The sequence below is a fragment of the Marinococcus halophilus genome (genome assembly GCF_002265875.1).
GTDB classification, from domain to species: Bacteria; Bacillota; Bacilli; order Bacillales; family Marinococcaceae; genus Marinococcus; species Marinococcus halophilus.
Genome location: NZ_NPFA01000009.1, coordinates 1 through 16,101, shown reverse-complemented (window position 1 = coordinate 16,101; position 16,101 = coordinate 1). Strand labels below are relative to the sequence as shown.

The following is a 16,101-nucleotide window of genomic DNA, read 5'->3' as shown; positions in this document are numbered from 1 at the left end:
CAGCGGTTTCATCAGCGTGCTTGAAGTAAAAAGAGCCGCCCGCAGAAAAGCGGACAGCCAAGAGGCTTCAGATGGATTTTTCGACCTGTTCATACGCTCCCTGCCGCCTGGCGGAAATTATTTTAAAGACGTACCAGGCAAGCACGAATACGGTCAGCACAGCTCCAATCGTCATGGAAAGGCCGTATGGAAGGCCAAAACCCTCCGGAGCGTAAAAGATATAGGAGCAGACTACAGCAGTCATAAACATCGCCGGAACGCCGCAGATGAAATGATTTTTACCGGCATAAAGCAGGTACATGCAGCCTGTCCAAAGCATCACAGTAGCGACCAGCTGATTGGTCCATCCGACATATCTCCACAAAAAGGAATAATCAATCATGGATAAAAGTAATGCCGGAATAACAACTGGCACGATGGTTAGGATTAAAAGCGGCTTTCCTTTCAGGGAGACGGCGTTTGCCACGAGTTCGGCAAGCATCATCCGCGAGGAACGAAGGGCAGTATCCCCTGTGGTAATAGGAAGCAAAATAACGCCAAGGACGGCCAGTACACCGCCGAGCGTGCCAAGAAGGCTTGTCGAAATTTCATTAACAGCTCCGGCCGGGCCGCCGGCAGCTATGGCAGCCTGAAGCCCTCCGGTTCCTCCGAAAAAGGCCATACCGGCGGCAGCCCAGATAAGGGTGATGACGCCTTCGGCAATCATGGCTCCGTAAAATACTTTACGCCCCTCTGATTCTTTTTTGAGCGTACGGGCAATAATTGGGCTTTGGGTACTGTGAAACCCGGAAATGGCACCGCAGGAAATCGTCACCATAACCATTGGCCACACCGGCAGTTCCTCGGGATGGAGATTGGCAAGCGTCACATTTGGAATCGTGGCGTCTGAAAATACAAGTGCACCGGCAATGCTGACCGCCATAAAAATAAGCACCGCCCCGAAAAGAGGATAAATCTTTCCAATGACCCGCTGAATCGGAAGAAGGGCAGCTAATAAAAAATAAGCAAAAATAGCAAAAATGGCGGTAAGAAAACTGAGCGGTGTCAGGCTGGCAATTAATTCGGCGGGACCGGCAATAAAGGCAGCGGCCACAAGAATCATTAAACAGATGCTGACGATGTTAATAAAGCTCTGCATCGGGCGGCCGAGATATTTACCTACGAGCCCTGGAAACTGGGCGCCGTTGTGCCGAAGAGAAAGCATGCCCGAGAAGTAGTCGTGTACGGCTCCGGCGAAAATAGTGCCGAGTACGATCCAGAAAAATACGACGGGGCCATACAAGGCTCCAAGGAGCGCCCCGAAAATCGGGCCGAGCCCGGCAATATTCAATAACTGGATAAGGCTGCCGCGCCACCAACTGAGAGGCGAGTAATCGATATGCCCTTCGTTATGATACGCGGGGGTTTTGTTACGGTCATTGATGCCGAACGTTTTTTCCACGAAGGAACCGTAAACAATGTAACCGGCAATTAACAGGATAATAGCAATAAAAAAAGATAACATAAAAAGCCCCACCTTTGCTGCAATGTACTAGAGAAAACCATTGTTATAAATTCTAACTTGTTCTTTCCAAAATGACAATCGTCTATGTGGAAAAAACAAAACTTTTTTCATATAAAAGTAATAGAAGCGCGAAAAGCTGAATAAAAAGTGATTTCTGGTCCTGTTGGCAGGAAGCAATTCTTTCTCACGCCTTGGCCTCGTTGGTAAAAAGGGGGTAAGTATAGTACTGGTGCCCTGTGGGGTGATACAATGATGATAAATAGTGAACGGAAGGAAGAGCGGGCAATGACCATGGACCGTATTGAAACGAAAAAAATAGCTGAAGTTATCCGGGAAAAAATTGAGGATATGATCAAGCGGGGAGAGGTGAAGCCTGGCGAAAAGCTCGACTCTGTTGTCGCTCTCGCAGAGAAATTCGATGTAAGCCGTTCAGCCGTCCGTGAAGCATTAAGCGCGCTGCGTGCAGTAGGAATTGTAACCATACGCCAGGGGGAAGGAACCTTTGTGAATCAATATGATTTTTCTACTATTACGGACATGATGAACAGCCGTACTCTTATTTCGAAACAGGAAATGAAGGAGTTGTTCGAAGTCCGGCATGTGCTTGAAAAAGGGGCTTCCGAGCTTGCAGCGGTGCGGAGGTCAAAAGAAAATCTCGAGCAGATGAGCACCGCTCTTTACCAGATGAAACAGGCGTCAGCAGACACCGACGATCTTGGGGAACAGGCAGACGTCCGTTTCCATCTTGCGATCGTTGAGGCGTCCGGAAACACTTTATTAAAACAAATGATGGGCCGGCTCTCCGACACCATGCAGAAAACAATGTATGAAACAAGGAAAGTATGGCTATTTTCGGAAAAACGTTCATTCCAGCGGCTTCTTGACGAACACCAGCGAATTTATACTGCGATAGATGAGCAGAAGCCGGAAGCGGCTGCAGATGCAATGAGCGCTCATTTAACGAACGTGGAAAAAGTCCTCTCCAAAGGCATTGAGCATATAAGCGACTAATACGTCCGGCTATGGAAGATTAATTTCCAATTCTTCACCCTCTAATACTTGACGAATGAAAGTTCAGGGGGTAAACTACTAAATAGTTCAGGGGGTGTACTAATGAAGGACCAAAAAATGGAGGAAGCGGTGGAACTGTTCGCAGAAGTAATGATTCTCGGCAGAAACCGCATAACAAATGAAATACCCGATAATTTATTAAACCAAATTTCTCCGGAACAGGTAGAGCTGCTGGATTTTTTAATGAAATACGGGCCAATGACGTCGACAGAAATCCAGAACAGGATGCTCGTCGGAAAGAGCGCTTTATCCAATCGCCTGAAAAAAATGGAAAACAACGGCTATGTGAAATTTGTGCCGAGCAGTGAAGATCAGCGGGTGAAGTACGTGGAAATTACCGCGGAAGGAAAAACATCTCACGAGCGGCATACCCGTCTCGTAAATGAGTATGTCTCCGATCTGCTTCAGGACATAAACGCAGAGGAAGTAGAGCAGTTTATCCAGACCTTTCACAAAATACGAAGCATACTACAAAAAGGTGGACAGCAAAGATGAAAACAATACTACAGTTTCGCTGGTGGGTAGCTGCATTAATAGTTATTTTCACTGTAGCCCTTACCGTCGTTTCCCCGAGTTTATCCAATTTGGCCGCCGATAAAGAAACGCTGCAAATACCGGAAGAAGAAACGTCTTCTCAGGCTCAAGAAATATTGGACGAAAACGGTGAGGGCGGCAACACCATCAGCGCCGTGATCCAAACAGAAAACGAGGCTGGCGAACAAGAGCAGGAAAACATACAATCACTGATTACTGCCATTGAAGAAGAAAACATTGAAGGGATTTCAGAAGTCACGGACCCCTTTGGCAGTGAGGAAACAGAAGAACAGCTGGTTGCCTCAGAAGAAAATGTTGTTGTTATTCCGATCTCGATAGAAGGGAACAATGATGCAGCGGTTAATGCAGCTGAAGAGATTCGTAGTCTTGATGAAGCTTCGAATATGGAGATGTACGTTACCGGGGAGTCGCTTTTAAACCAGCAGGTAAATGAAGCGAGCCAGGAAGGACTCGAGCGTACGGAAGTGATTACAGTAGTGCTGATTCTTGCGCTGTTGTTTGTTGTGTTCCGTGCGGTTATTACTCCATTTGTACCGCTTATTGCTGTCGGTCTTACGTATTTGATCAGCCAGTCGATTATCGCATATTTGGTAGACTGGTTTAACTTTCCGGTCTCCAACTATACGCAGATTTTTCTGGTAGCTGTGCTGTTTGGCATCGGCACCGATTACTGTATTCTTCTGTTGAGCAGGTACCGGGAGGAATTAGCCGCTGGCCTTGACTATAAAAAAGCTATCATAAGGACGTACAAAACAGCCGGTAAAACGATGGTTTACAGTGCGCTCGCCGTGCTTGTCGGCTTTACGGCAATCGGTTTCGCTAACTTCTCCGTCTTTCAGTCCGGAGTTGGGGTGGCGGTCGGCATAGTGGTGTTAACGGGCGTTCTTTGGACGATTCTGCCATTCTTTATGCTGACATTAAAAAAAGCTTTATTTTGGCCGTCGAAGCTGCACAATGGCCATGCTGACAGTAAAATATGGAAATGGCTGAGCCACATCTCCGTGTTCCGTCCGCTGCTTGCTATTCTAATTGTAGCTGTCGTTACGGTGCCGCTATTGTTAACATTTGATAATTCGCGGTCTTACGACACGATTGATGAAATTGACCAGGACACGGAAGAAGTTACGGGGCTTAACTTAATTGAAGAAGGTCTTGGCTCCGGGCAGGCGCTTCCAATGCAGATCGTCATCGAATCGGACGACTCGGTGATGGAGTCGGACACGCTTGCGTATGTAGAGGACTTGAGTCGTTCAATCTCCAATCTGGAAGAGGTGGAGGAGGTGCGCAGCGCCACACGCCCGGCAGGAGATATTATTGACGATTTTTATGTAAACAATCAGCTCGAGGAAGTGAGCAATGGCATTAGTGATGCCCGGGATGGCATTGAAGAAACCGAGAGCGGGCTGCAGGAAGTCGAAAATGGCCTTAGCTCCATCCAGGAACAGCTTGGAAGCAATGATACGGAGAATTCGTCTCTGCAGGATGCTGCTGACGGCCTCGGAGAAGTGAATACAGCGCTTGAGCAGGTGAGCACGCAGCTGGCAAACGCTTCTTCCCCGCAGGAAGCAGCAGCAGCTTCAGAGCAGCTGGCCGGCATTAGTCAGCAGCTTACAGAGATTCAAAGCGGGCTTGAAGAAGGCCAGCAGGAGCTTGATCAACAGACGGCAGAGCTCGAGCAGTTAGCCGAAACGCTTGGAACACTCGAAAACGGGGTGTCTGATTCCCGTGACGGGCTGACCGAAATCAGTGACGGCCTTGAAAGTGCTGAAACCTTCACCGGAGAGGTGTCTGAGGCAAATTATGTTGAAGGCACCGGTGTATACCTTCCGGAAGATACCATCGAGAATGAAGACTTCCAGGACGGTGCCTCCAATTACGTATTCGACAATGAAAATGGCATGACCATTGAAGTTGGCTTGAATGCGGATCCTTATTCCAAAGAAGCCATCCAAAGTGCGGAAGAAGTCAAAGAGGTTATGGAAATGAATACGCAGGGCACGCCGCTTGAAGATACGACGATCGAATATGGAGGCGTGCCGAGTGTGAACAGCGACCTACAGTCGGTCAGCTCCAGTGATTTTGACCGGACGGTATTGATCGTTCTTGTCGGTATTTTTGCGATACTCATTATTTTGCTTCGTAATATTATTCAGCCGCTTTATATTATCGGCGGGCTCGTGCTTGCATACTTTACAGCGATGGCTGTGACAGAACTGATTTTTGTAAATGGGCTTGGATATCCGGGCATCGCCTGGCCGGTACCATTCTTCGGATTTGTTATGCTTGTAGCGCTCGGGGTGGATTATTCCATCTTCCTGCTAAGCAGGTACAATGAAGAAGCTAAAGCCGGTATACGTACAGGGATGCAGACGGCAATGATCAAGATGGGCACGGTGATCATTACAGCAGCGATCATTCTGTCAGGAACGTTTGCAGCAATGCTTCCTTCGGGAGTGCTTACTCTCCTTGAGGTAGCAACGGTTGTCATTACCGGACTGCTGCTGTTTGGGCTTATCGTGCTGCCATTATTAATTCCGGCATTAATCAGCTTTAACTCCGAAGAAAAAAATCCAAAGAAAAAACAAAAGCAACAGGAGCGATAAAAAAGAAACTCTGCCTTTCATGGGGCAGAGTTTTTTGCGCTATAAGGTATGCCGAAAAACGTAGCTTGAGGCGTGATAACCAAGACGTTCATAAAAGCGATGGGCGTCTTCGCGCTGCAGGCCGGAGGAGAGAATTACTTCTGTGCATCCGTGATTTTCTGCGTGTTGATGAATAGCCCGGAGAAGTCTCTCGCCGTGACCATTGGAGCGTGCGTGCTCTGCCGTCACAAGTTCATGAACCCAGGCGTGTTTCCCCCAGGCGAGACTTTCCAAAAGCTCCACTCCGGATACTGAGACTACCACGCCATCTTCTTTTAAGGCGAGCAGCTGGTATGAAGGATGACGGGAGAGGTAATCGTGGAAGGCTTCCCAGCTGAGAGAAGGACGCAGGGTTTGAATAATTTCATATGCTTTTTTGTAATCGGACCGTTTATTTAAAAATGTAGTAGTCATAGTCATAGATGGGATGTCCTTTCCGTACGAAAATAAGGCCCGGAAGGCCGGGCCTTATTACGTAGTGATAATTATGCATGCTGTTCGAGATTTTTTCTTACTTCTTCCGCAGCACGGACCATGTTTTTAAGAGCTTCAATCGTTTCCGGCACATCACGTGTTTTGAGTCCGCAGTCCGGATTTACCCAAAACAGGCTGCTCGGAAGCACGCGCAGGGCTCGGTCAATCATTTGAGTCATTTCTTCCACGTCCGGCACACGCGGGCTGTGAATGTCATAAACACCAAGGCCGATGCCTTTGTCATAAACAGCTGTTTCAAATGTTTCAATAAGTTCCCCGTGGCTCCGGGAAGTTTCAATCGAGATGACGTCGGCATCGAGCGCGCGGATCGACTCAATCATATCCTGAAACTCACTATAGCACATGTGTGTATGAATCTGGGTGGTGTCTTTGACAGAAGAAGTAGAAAGGCGGAAGGCGTGAACGGTCCATTCCAAGTACTCGTCCCATTCTGCCCGTTTTAACGGCAGTCCTTCGCGAATGGCGGGTTCGTCCACCTGGATCATTTCAATGCCTTCGTTTTCAAGCGCGAGCACCTCATCATTCAGGGCTCGTGCAATTTGAAAGGCTACTTCTTTTTTCGGAATGTCATTGCGTTCAAAACTCCAGTTCAGAATCGTTACCGGGCCGGTAAGCATTCCCTTCATCGGCTTTTCGGTCAGCGTTTGGGCGTATTTGGTTTCTTTTACGGTCATTGGTTCTTTAAACTCGACATTCCCGTAAATGACCGGCGGTTTGACACATCGTGAACCATAGGATTGTACCCAGCCGTTGGAGGTGAAAGCGAAGCCGCCTAATTTTTCCCCAAAGAACTCTACCATGTCTGTACGTTCAAACTCTCCATGCACGAGAACGTCGAGTCCGATCTCTTCCTGAATATCGACCCATTCCTGCATTTTATTTTGAATGTACGTTTCGTATTCTTCTGCGGAAATTTCACCTTTTCTCATCCGCCGGCGTTCGACCCGAACCTCACGTGTCTGCGGAAAGCTTCCGATAGTAGTGGTAGGAAGCTTTGGGAGCTGAAACTTTTCCTGCTGAAGCGGACTTCTTTCCTCGAATGAAAGCGGCCGGGAGGAAGGAATGTCGCCTGTAGCGTTGCCGGCTGTTTCCTGGCGCCACGGAGCGTTTTTAACACGAGCAAGCTGAGCGGTATTTTCTTCGATTTCTCCTGCCGTGTCTTCCCCGTTTAACGTGCGTGTGACGAGGTCGATTTCTTCGAGCTTTTGATCAGCAAAAGAAAGAGCATCCAGCAAAAGCGGATCAAGCTGCGTTTCGTGTCTGGTCGTCACCGGTGTATGAAGAAGACTGCAGGACGGCTGGATTTCGACATGTTCACTGCCCGTTTCTGCCTGAATATCTTTGGCAAAAGCGACAGTGGCCTTCACGTCTGCTTTCCAAATGTTGCGTCCGTCAATTACCCCTGCGCCCAGTACTTTGCCTGCAGGGAAGCCGTGATTTTGAATGTTTGCCCAGTTGCCTTCCTTACCGTGGACAAAATCAAGGCCGAGACCTGCGATTGGAAGAGAAATAATGTCTTTATAATGAGAAACGCTATCGAAATACGTTTGTACAAACAGGTCTAGTTCAGGTACTTCGCGGTTGAATAACTCATATGCTTTCCGGATTAATGGAATATCTGTTTCGGGAAAGGACTGAACAAATGCCGGCTCATCGATTTGAACGCTTTTCGCTCCTGCGTCCTGCAGCTGCCGCAGTACTTTTTCATAAAGAGGAAGAAGGTCATTAAACAGCTGTTCAAACTGATGGTCTTCATAGCCTTTGGAAAGCTTCAGGAAAGTATAAGGACCGATTAGGTATGGACGTCCTTCAATACCTAATTCAGACGCTGCCTCCTGATAAGCTTTTAACGGGTAGTTATCCACTAGGCGGGGCTTTGCGTTTTGAAGCTCCGGCACAATGTAGTGATAATTGGTGTTAAACCACTTGGTCATTTCACTTGCCGGCGATGCTTTCGTACCGCGGGCTACAGCGAAATATGTAGATAGGGAGGAATAGCCCTCGGAAGCATCAAAGCGCTCCGGCACAAGCCCAAACATCACTGAAGTATCAAGTACGTGATCATACAGCGAGAAATCACCAACGGGGATCGAATCCACACCGCGCTCCTGTTGCTTTTTCAAGAAATCCAATCGGAGTTCTCGGATTTGTTGTTGAAAAGAACCCTTATCCAGCTTTCCTTTCCAGTAGGATTCCAATGCTTTTTTCCATTCACGTTTTTCACCTAACCGTGGGTAGCCCAGGTTGCTGCTTGTCCATGTTGTCATTAAATTATTTTCTCCCTTCCAGTAGTACTCGATTGTCCTCCTATTCTTTATGTGAGAGGCATCCATGTAGCCAAACTATATCTTTTTCTGTGTTAAAGTGTCAAGGTATTTCACAGAATATTTCCACGTTTAATACAGTAAAAGACACTCTCAGCCATTGCTGAGAGTGTCTTTGTTAAATTAGGAGAGTTTATGCTTTGCTTTCTTTTGTGCTGCTTTTGTTTCCACGAACCTCGCGTTTTTCCATCGTATCCGGTCTTGTGTTTTTAAGAAAGAATGAAAGCACAAGGCCGACCACAGCGGCAATTAAAGCTACGAAAAAAGCCACATTAATGCCATGAATTAAGGCGCCGGTCTGGCTTGACACTTCGCCTGCCCGGGCAGCACCAGAAGCGCTCTGGGACATCACGGTAATCAGAACGGCAGTACCAATGGATCCTGCTACCTGGCGGAGCGTATTCGTCATCGCCGTGCCGTGGGCGATTAATGAATTCGGAAGCTGGTTTAGGCCGGCAGTCGTCATTGGCATCATGACCATTGCGACACCGAGCATGCGGAGGGCAAACATAACGGTCAAGAAGACGATGGATGAGTCTTGCGTTAAAAACATATACGGAATGGTGCCGATTGTTAACAGGGAGAGGCCAGTGATAGCGAGGCCTCGGCCCCCGACTTTATCAAAAATGCGCCCGGTAATAGGACTCATCAGCCCCATTAAAAGAGCACCCGGCAGAAGCATCAGGCCGGAATCAAGGGCGGAAAAACCACGTGCGTTCTGAACATACAGCGGGATGAGAGTCTGGGAGCCGACCATGGAAACAAAACAGGCCATGGCTACGACCACCGTCAACGTAAAGATAGGGTTTTTCAGCACACGGAACTCAAGTATAGGGCGTTCCACATGAAGCTGTCTCCAAATGAACAAGAACAAGGCAACTGAGCCTATCGCAAGCGTAGTTAATACGGTGGCACTTCCCCAGCCGGTGTTTCCGGCAGCGCTGAATCCATACAAAAGGCCGCCGAATCCGGCAGTCGAGAGCATAATCGATAGTAAATCGAGCTTTGGATGCTTAAGCTCCGTTACATTTTTCAGCAAAAAGTACGCTAAAATAATGTCAACAATGGCGATCGGAAGAATAATGTAAAACAATGTGTTCCAGGAATATGAATCCACGACCCAGCCGGAAAGAGTAGGGCCGAATGCCGGTGCAAATGCAATGGCGAGTCCGGCAAGCCCCATAGCCTGGCCGCGCTGGGAAATAGGGAACATGGTCATAATAGATGTCTGCATTAACGGAATCATAATACCGGCACCAACGCCCTGAATTACTCTTCCGGCCATGAGCAGGCCGAAGGTTGGGGAGAGGGCTGCGAACAGAGTTCCAAGCGCGAAGGAACACATGGCAAATAAAAATAGCCCGCGGGTAGTAAATTTTTCAATAAGAAAGGCGGTGATTGGAATCATAATGCCATTAACAAGCATAAATACGGTCGTTACCCATTGTGCTGTGTTGGCGCTCACGTTTAAATCAGCCATAATGCTTGGAATGGCCACGGCGAGCAGGGTCTGGTTTAAAATAGCGATAAACGCTCCGGTAAGAAATACCGCTATAATTAAATTTCTTGTTTTAGCAGGTATTTGTGTAGCTGCTTCTTCTGGCATGAGAAGCCCTCCTTCGATGATGTAATACATTTTTCGAGTATAAATTTTCTATAAAACGAAACGGTTTTTAAAGTACTTTTTAGTTTTCGTCAGCATATAATAACGCCAGCCACAGGAAAGATCAAGAAACTTGTTTCAGGACAAACAAATATCTGACTTTTTGTGCTGACGGTTTGAGACTTGGCTGTGAAGATTTAAAAGTCGGTAAAGCAAGAAAACCGCAATAAATGAACGATACCGGTATCCGAAAGCTACTGAATAATCTCCCGCAGAATATTAATATTACTCTGCAGTTCTTCTTTCTTCTCGAGAAAACAAAACAATGATTCCATGACAATTGTTTCAGGTTCGGGTTCGTAAAATTCCTGGTTTAGACGATCTACTGCTTCGACCCACTGCTTTTTTTCATAGGACGGAAAGCGGTAATGAATGAAAGCCCGTACCTGCTGAATGGTCCGATCCCATAAATCCTTTTGATCAATTTCGCCGTAATGACCCTGAAGATTGAAAGGCTCCATATCCTCGCTTGAAAAGACAGAAGCCGAGGACGTCTTGTGTTTGATGATACTTTCAATGTTGGTGACTAATACTTCAGCAAGACGGTCAAAATCAAAATTATGCCGGTCAACCTTTTCAGCAAATGCAATCATTTCTCTGCTCATTCCCTGCATGCATATCGCAAGGTCCCAAACGAAAGGCTCTATATCGGTGCCAAATGCTTCGAGCAGTGTATCCTTATGCCAGTTCACCATAATAAGCTGGCCTTGTTTTAAAAGGGCCTTAATGTCGTCAGACTGTTTGTTGATGGAAGCAGATTGGTAAAGCATCCACACATATTCGCGATGCTCCAAGAGGCCTTCAATTTCCCTCGACAGCTTGGCAATCAGCTGATCCCGGGGCTGCTTAGACTGCTCGTTGCGGGCGTAATTGGCACGATGAATAATATGGTTTAAATTATCCCTTACAATTTGGGCGAGAATGTCTTCTTTAGAATGAAAAATTTTATAAATAGAAGCTTTGGACATCCGGCACGCTTCAGCAATATCCTGTACTGAGGTGTGAAAGAACCCCTGGTTGGAAAACAGCTGCATTGCAGTCTGCTGAATGTATATTTTCTTTTCATCCATGCCCATGCCCCCCCTTAAAACTATATAGTTTTTTTAGTACCTTTAAGTTTCAACTCATTAATAATAGTAAATTTTCGTTACAAAAGCAACATCTTTGACTATCTTTAAAAAAATATTTAAGATAAAGAACGTAAAACTGACTAAAAAGATAGGAATGGGGGATTATAATGGCAGTAACAGTACAGCCCGTTTCCCAGCAGGAAACTGCCGAGAAAGCTTCCAAGAAACTGGGAGCTCCTCAAAATAAGCTGGTTACCGGCGGGTTGATCGTATTTGCTATCTTAACTTTATATCTTGCATTAACCCAGGCGATCGTACAGCCACTTTTGCTTACTATTGGGCTTCTTTTAGGATACACACTATTTCACGCCAGGTTTGGATTTACATCGGCGTTTCGGCGTTTGATGTCTGTCGGTAACGGCCAGGCGCTAAGAGCTCACATGGTAATGCTGGCGGCAGCGGTCACCCTGTTCGCGCCAATTCTTGCTATTGGTTCAACATTTTTTGGAGGGGAAGCTGCCGGCTACGTCAGCCCTGTTGGCGTGAGTGTTGTCGTTGGTTCATTTATGTTCGGGCTGGGAATGCAGCTCGGAGGAGGGTGCGCTTCCGGAACGCTGTATGCAGTAGGCGGCGGTCGGACGAATATGTTCATTACGCTGCTCTTTTTCATTGTCGGCTCTACCGTTGGAGCGTATCATCTTTCGTTCTGGACAGATGAAACACCTTCCTTCGGGTCGATATCGCTGGCAACGTCCACCGGTCTTGGATATGCGGGGGCCTGGATAGTATCTTTGCTTATTTTTGCCGCTGTGATCGCAGTGACATTAATTATTGATAAAAAGAAAAACCCGCCGGCAATGGCTACTCTGCCTACAGCGAGCGGCTGGAAACGCATTTTCCGCGGTTCCTGGCCAATGATGATTGCAGCAGTAGTTCTTGCTGTATTAAATGCTTTAACCCTGCTTACACGCGGCCAGCCGTGGGGAATTACCTCGGCGTTTGCACTTTGGGGATCCAAAGCAGCTGAAGCAGTAGGCATCAATGCTTCAGGCTGGGATTATTGGAGCGGGGAAAGTGCGCAGGCTCTGCAGACTACCATATTTGCCGACTCCACTACTGTACTGAACTTTGGCGTAATTTTAGGCGCATTTATTGCTTCAGCAGCAGGCGGTTTGTTTAAGTTTACAAAAGTGACTATCGGCAACGCTTCTGCCTCTATTATCGGCGGCCTTTTGATGGGTTACGGAGCACGGCTCGCTTTTGGATGTAACATCGGTGCTTACTTTGGTGGTATTGCCTCCTTTAGTGTCCACGGCTATGTATGGGCAGTATTTGCGTTAGCCGGTACATTCCTGGCTCTTTTCCTACGGCCGTTGTTCGGTCTTTCTGTACCCAAACCAAAAGATACGTTCTGTTAATACGAAAAAACCTTCCTGGCGTTCAGGAAGGTTTTTTTATGGAAAATGAGCTTTTCATTCAAAAATATTAATTTTTTCTTTAATGGATGTTCGTGGTTTTGCTTTTGGCGTTTTTTCAAAATAGCCAAGCTGCAGCATGCCGACAATAGTTTCTTTCGGTTCGATACCAAGGGACTTCTTGAAACGATCTGAATATATATAATCTCCCGTTTTCCAAATCATACCGATATTTTGCTCCCAGCTTAACAGCTGAAAGTTTTGAATAAGAGTAGAGGCCGCGCCAAAATCCTCTTCCCATTTTTCCGTTTTTTCCTCTGCCTGGTTGACGACAAGCAGGGCCCCGGGGAGCTCGGAAATTTGGGCCCGCACTTTTTCGGGTTTTTTTGAACCTTCGTGCTCCTGGTAATCGGCGAGAGCCTCTGCAAGTTTTTCTGTACCGCTGCCAAGAAAAAGCAGAAAGCGCCACGGCTCACGTATGCCATGGTCAGGCGCCCATTTGGAAACTTCAAGTAATTCAAGAATTGTTTGTTTATCTACCGGCTGCTCTGTAAACTTTTTAATGCTACGCCGAGATTGAATGGTTTGTGCAAGTGGGGTGCTGGCTATATCGGTCATAAGAGGTGCCTCCTAAGTTGAAAATGATTATCATTTACTATTTTAACATATAGACGAATTAATAGAAGAGCCTGAGCTGGCTCATTTGAATATATACGACGGTGTATTATTTGGTACTTACACCTAGGGGCGGAGGTCTTCACTATGAAGTAGAGGATAATTATGCAGAAATGGGAGAAATACAGTTAAAAGGTTTGCAGGTAGCACTGTTCGGCTCGTGCGACTTCATGTATCCAAAATATGGGCGGGCCCTCGACTTGATAGAGGGCCGGTTCCAAAAGCATGGAGCGCAGATAGTAGCTGCGCCGCTGAAAGTGGAAATTGATCCGAGAGAGGAAGAAGCCAGGGCGGCCCGTAAACTTGTAGATGCGTTACTGCAGAAAAAGAAAGTGAAAACCAGCGCTATTCCATAAAAAGAAGCATCCAGCGACGACTGGAAGCTTCTTTAGTTACATATACGCATTTGTTTCTAGAAGAACGTCTTGAATAGAAGCCCCGGGGAAGGTTAAATCTGCCCGCGAATCGAGATCTGTATCTTCCTGGTTTACGATAACAAGCCTGGCTCCGTTCTCTTTTGCTTCCATTGGAAACAGGGAAGCAGGTGCTACCTGGAGGCTTGACCCGAGCACGATAAATAAATCACAGGACGAGGTAGCCTCCTGCGCTTGTTGAATATCATGTTCCGGCAGCATTTCACCAAACAGGACAATACCTGGCCGCAGTTTGCCGCCGCAATTCGGACAAAGAGAAGATCTGTTTAAAAAATCCTCCTGCGCTGCCGGCCGGCCGCAAATGTGACAATGGATCTCCCGCAGGCTGCCGTGCAAAGCAGAAACATGTTGCTGGCCGGCCGCCTGGTGAAAACCATCTACGTTTTGGGTTATGACATGCTGCAGGATGCCCTGCTGTTCCCAATGGGCTAAAACTTCGTGGCCTTTATTTGGAGATGCTTCGAGTAAGGACTGCAGGCGCCATTGGTAGAAACTTGTGAATGCTTCATTTTGGTGTTCAAGGGCTTCGACCGTGGCTAACTGCTTTGGGTCATAATTGCTCCAAAGTCCCGAAGATGAACGGAAATCCGGGAGCCCGCTATCCGTAGACATTCCCGCGCCGGTCATTACAACACTGTATTTGGATGCTTGAAGCCATCCTGCCAGCTGTCTGCTCAACTTAATCCTCCTAACGTCTGCTCATTGATTACTGCTGTAATTCAATACCCGTCTTTACCCACTGCTTACACCAATAAAAGGGGAGGTGTCTTCGGGGAAGTTCATGATAGAATAAAGGGATAAAAGCATAAAAAAACACCAGCCTGAAAAAGCCTGGTGTATTCGTTATATAAGGAATGGTGCGGATGAGAGGATTCGAACCTCCAAGAGCGTAAGCTCACACGGACCTGAACCGTGCGCGTCTGCCAGTTCCGCCACATCCGCAAGACAAATTCTATTATAACCAGTAGTAGCGAATTGTGCAATAGAAGATTTGCTGTTTTTTTTATAAATATAGTACGATTAAAGCTTAGAAGAAAACAAACAGGAAAGCGAGTCTTTAATTATGGGTGAAAAGAGGGACCAGGAATTTGGGAAGAGACTATATGAAGCCATTATGGTGATACTTGCCATTCTATCTGTAGGCACTATTTGGTACGACACAGAAGTGTCCGGCTATATTATTTGGACCACCTGGGCATTATTCACGCTTGATTATGCTTTCCGATTTTTTCGGGCAGAGCGGAAATGGGAGTTCGTTAAAACACACCCGTTTTTATTAATAGCTATTATACCATTAGATGCGATCTTTCAGTTTGCACGACTGGCAAGAATTATTCATCTGTTCCGGCTCAAAACGATTACTAAATTTTATACAATGCCGCTTATTCGGTATTTAAGCCGTCAGCATCAGTATTATGTCTGGGGCGGTATTTTAATATTATACATCTGTTTCGTGATCTGGGTGTGGGGGATCGAACCTCCGGCAGATTCCCTGTGGACCTCTGCCCTGAGCGTACTCATGGCGCTTGTCATGTTCGGGCGCTCTAACATTGAGCCGGTTACGGCACTTGGTCAGGGAACAATGGTAGTGCTGAGTCTGTTCGGAGTTATTTTATACGGTTTGATTTTAACTTATATATTTGAATACTTTTCCGTCAAGTATTGGAAAAATAAAGTGAAGAAGTGGTTTCCCTTTAATTAAAATTCAGTCTTTCGGATGAAGAGCCCCTCTTGGCCAAGGAGAACAGAAGATATACTGAAAAATAACACAAAATTGTTGCAAACGTGTGACAGGGGAGTATGATAGAAATATATCAAAAGGAGGGATAACATGTGGGCTTTGCATCTAGTTCAGAATATGCGCTTTGTCATTATGGGGCTCTTATCCCTTTCGGCACTCAGCATTTTTGCTTTTCAGTCGGTAGAAATTGTACATGCTTTTCTTGAAACATTCAGGCGCCGCTAGTGAATAATATCCTGCATTAGGAATACCCGGTTTTTGGGTATTCTTTTTTTGTATGTGTGGACGTCCGAAAGCAACAAGAAAAAACCTCTCTCCAAAAAGGAAAGAGGTTTATATATGGCTTAATTAGTTTTTAGTGACGTTTGCAGCTTGTGGGCCGCGGTCGCCTTCTACTATTTCGAATTCTACCGTTTGTCCTTCTTCTAAGGTTTTAAAGCCTTCTTCCTGGATAGCGGAGAAGTGAACGAAAACGTCGTCTGCGCCTTCGCGCTCGATGAAGCCAAAACCTT

15 protein-coding genes and 1 tRNA gene are annotated in these 16,101 nt (G+C 46.6%); 7 read left to right on the top strand and 9 right to left on the bottom strand.

The features are described 5' to 3' along the window. Window positions 1-67 precede the first annotated feature (67 nt). Window positions 68-1,504, bottom strand: coding sequence for a carbon starvation CstA family protein (locus tag CHL76_RS10425; protein WP_094908509.1), 1,437 nt, complete (start codon window positions 1,502-1,504; stop codon window positions 68-70). 252 nt (window positions 1,505-1,756) lie between these two features. Between CHL76_RS10425 and CHL76_RS10420 the strand changes: the two genes are divergently transcribed. The 3 genes from CHL76_RS10420 to CHL76_RS10410 all read left to right on the top strand — a co-directional run bounded on the left by CHL76_RS10420 (window position 1,757) and on the right by CHL76_RS10410 (window position 5,733). Next, complete coding sequence (locus tag CHL76_RS10420; RefSeq protein ID WP_269845161.1) at window positions 1,757-2,515, top strand: FadR/GntR family transcriptional regulator; 759 nt, start codon at window positions 1,757-1,759, stop codon at window positions 2,513-2,515. Between the two features lie 102 nt (window positions 2,516-2,617). Continuing rightward, window positions 2,618-3,070, top strand: coding sequence for a MarR family winged helix-turn-helix transcriptional regulator (locus CHL76_RS10415; RefSeq protein ID WP_079474270.1), 453 nt, complete (start codon window positions 2,618-2,620; stop codon window positions 3,068-3,070). Further along, complete coding sequence (locus CHL76_RS10410; RefSeq protein WP_094908508.1) at window positions 3,067-5,733, top strand: MMPL family transporter; 2,667 nt, start codon at window positions 3,067-3,069, stop codon at window positions 5,731-5,733. The genes CHL76_RS10415 and CHL76_RS10410 overlap by 4 nt, the downstream gene beginning before the upstream one ends. Window positions 5,734-5,772: 39 nt before the next feature. Here CHL76_RS10410 and CHL76_RS10405 read toward each other — a convergent pair whose 3' ends face one another. The 4 genes from CHL76_RS10405 to CHL76_RS10390 form a co-directional block, all read right to left on the bottom strand. Further along, the gene (locus tag CHL76_RS10405; RefSeq protein WP_079474272.1) at window positions 5,773-6,192 is read right to left on the bottom strand and encodes a GNAT family N-acetyltransferase; all 420 of its coding nucleotides are present in this window, start codon (window positions 6,190-6,192) and stop codon (window positions 5,773-5,775) included. Between the two features lie 65 nt (window positions 6,193-6,257). Then, window positions 6,258-8,534, bottom strand: coding sequence for a 5-methyltetrahydropteroyltriglutamate--homocysteine S-methyltransferase (metE, locus tag CHL76_RS10400; RefSeq protein ID WP_079474273.1), 2,277 nt, complete (start codon window positions 8,532-8,534; stop codon window positions 6,258-6,260). Window positions 8,535-8,724: 190 nt separating this feature from the next. Next, window positions 8,725-10,197 carry an MDR family MFS transporter gene (locus tag CHL76_RS10395; RefSeq protein ID WP_079474274.1) on the bottom strand — a complete coding sequence of 491 codons (1,473 nt, stop codon included), beginning with the start codon at window positions 10,195-10,197 and terminating at the stop codon, window positions 8,725-8,727. Between the two features lie 251 nt (window positions 10,198-10,448). Beyond that, window positions 10,449-11,324, bottom strand: coding sequence for a TetR/AcrR family transcriptional regulator (locus CHL76_RS10390; RefSeq protein WP_158219151.1), 876 nt, complete (start codon window positions 11,322-11,324; stop codon window positions 10,449-10,451). 167 nt (window positions 11,325-11,491) lie between these two features. Between CHL76_RS10390 and CHL76_RS10385 the strand changes: the two genes are divergently transcribed. After that, entirely contained in the window at window positions 11,492-12,742 is a 1,251-nt protein-coding gene (locus CHL76_RS10385; protein WP_094908506.1) for a YeeE/YedE family protein, read from the top strand. A 54-nt stretch (window positions 12,743-12,796) separates the two neighbouring features. Here CHL76_RS10385 and CHL76_RS10380 read toward each other — a convergent pair whose 3' ends face one another. After that, a complete protein-coding gene (locus tag CHL76_RS10380; RefSeq protein ID WP_079474277.1) occupies window positions 12,797-13,357 on the bottom strand; it encodes a nitroreductase family protein in 561 nt (186 codons plus the stop codon). A gap of 101 nt (window positions 13,358-13,458) precedes the next feature. On the opposite strand from CHL76_RS10380, the gene CHL76_RS10375 reads away from it, so the two are divergent. Next, window positions 13,459-13,770 carry a flavodoxin domain-containing protein gene (locus tag CHL76_RS10375; RefSeq protein WP_147041507.1) on the top strand — a complete coding sequence of 104 codons (312 nt, stop codon included), beginning with the start codon at window positions 13,459-13,461 and terminating at the stop codon, window positions 13,768-13,770. A gap of 36 nt (window positions 13,771-13,806) precedes the next feature. On the opposite strand, the gene CHL76_RS10370 is transcribed toward CHL76_RS10375, so the two are convergent. Beyond that, complete coding sequence (locus CHL76_RS10370) at window positions 13,807-14,526, bottom strand: NAD-dependent deacylase (protein WP_094908504.1); 720 nt, start codon at window positions 14,524-14,526, stop codon at window positions 13,807-13,809. Between the two features lie 177 nt (window positions 14,527-14,703). Further along, window positions 14,704-14,790, bottom strand: a tRNA-Leu gene (locus tag CHL76_RS10365). Window positions 14,791-14,962: 172 nt separating this feature from the next. Between CHL76_RS10365 and CHL76_RS10360 the strand changes: the two genes are divergently transcribed. Beyond that, a complete protein-coding gene (locus CHL76_RS10360; RefSeq protein ID WP_233133357.1) occupies window positions 14,963-15,550 on the top strand; it encodes a hypothetical protein in 588 nt (195 codons plus the stop codon). 129 nt (window positions 15,551-15,679) lie between these two features. Next, window positions 15,680-15,814 (top strand): hypothetical protein, encoded by a 135-nt coding sequence (locus CHL76_RS17380; RefSeq protein WP_261763931.1) that lies wholly within the window; start codon window positions 15,680-15,682, stop codon window positions 15,812-15,814. 123 nt (window positions 15,815-15,937) lie between these two features. Here the strand turns inward: CHL76_RS17380 and CHL76_RS10355 are convergent. Further along, window positions 15,938-16,101: cold-shock protein (locus CHL76_RS10355; protein ID WP_094909179.1), on the bottom strand; the 164-nt coding region annotated here is incomplete at its 5' end.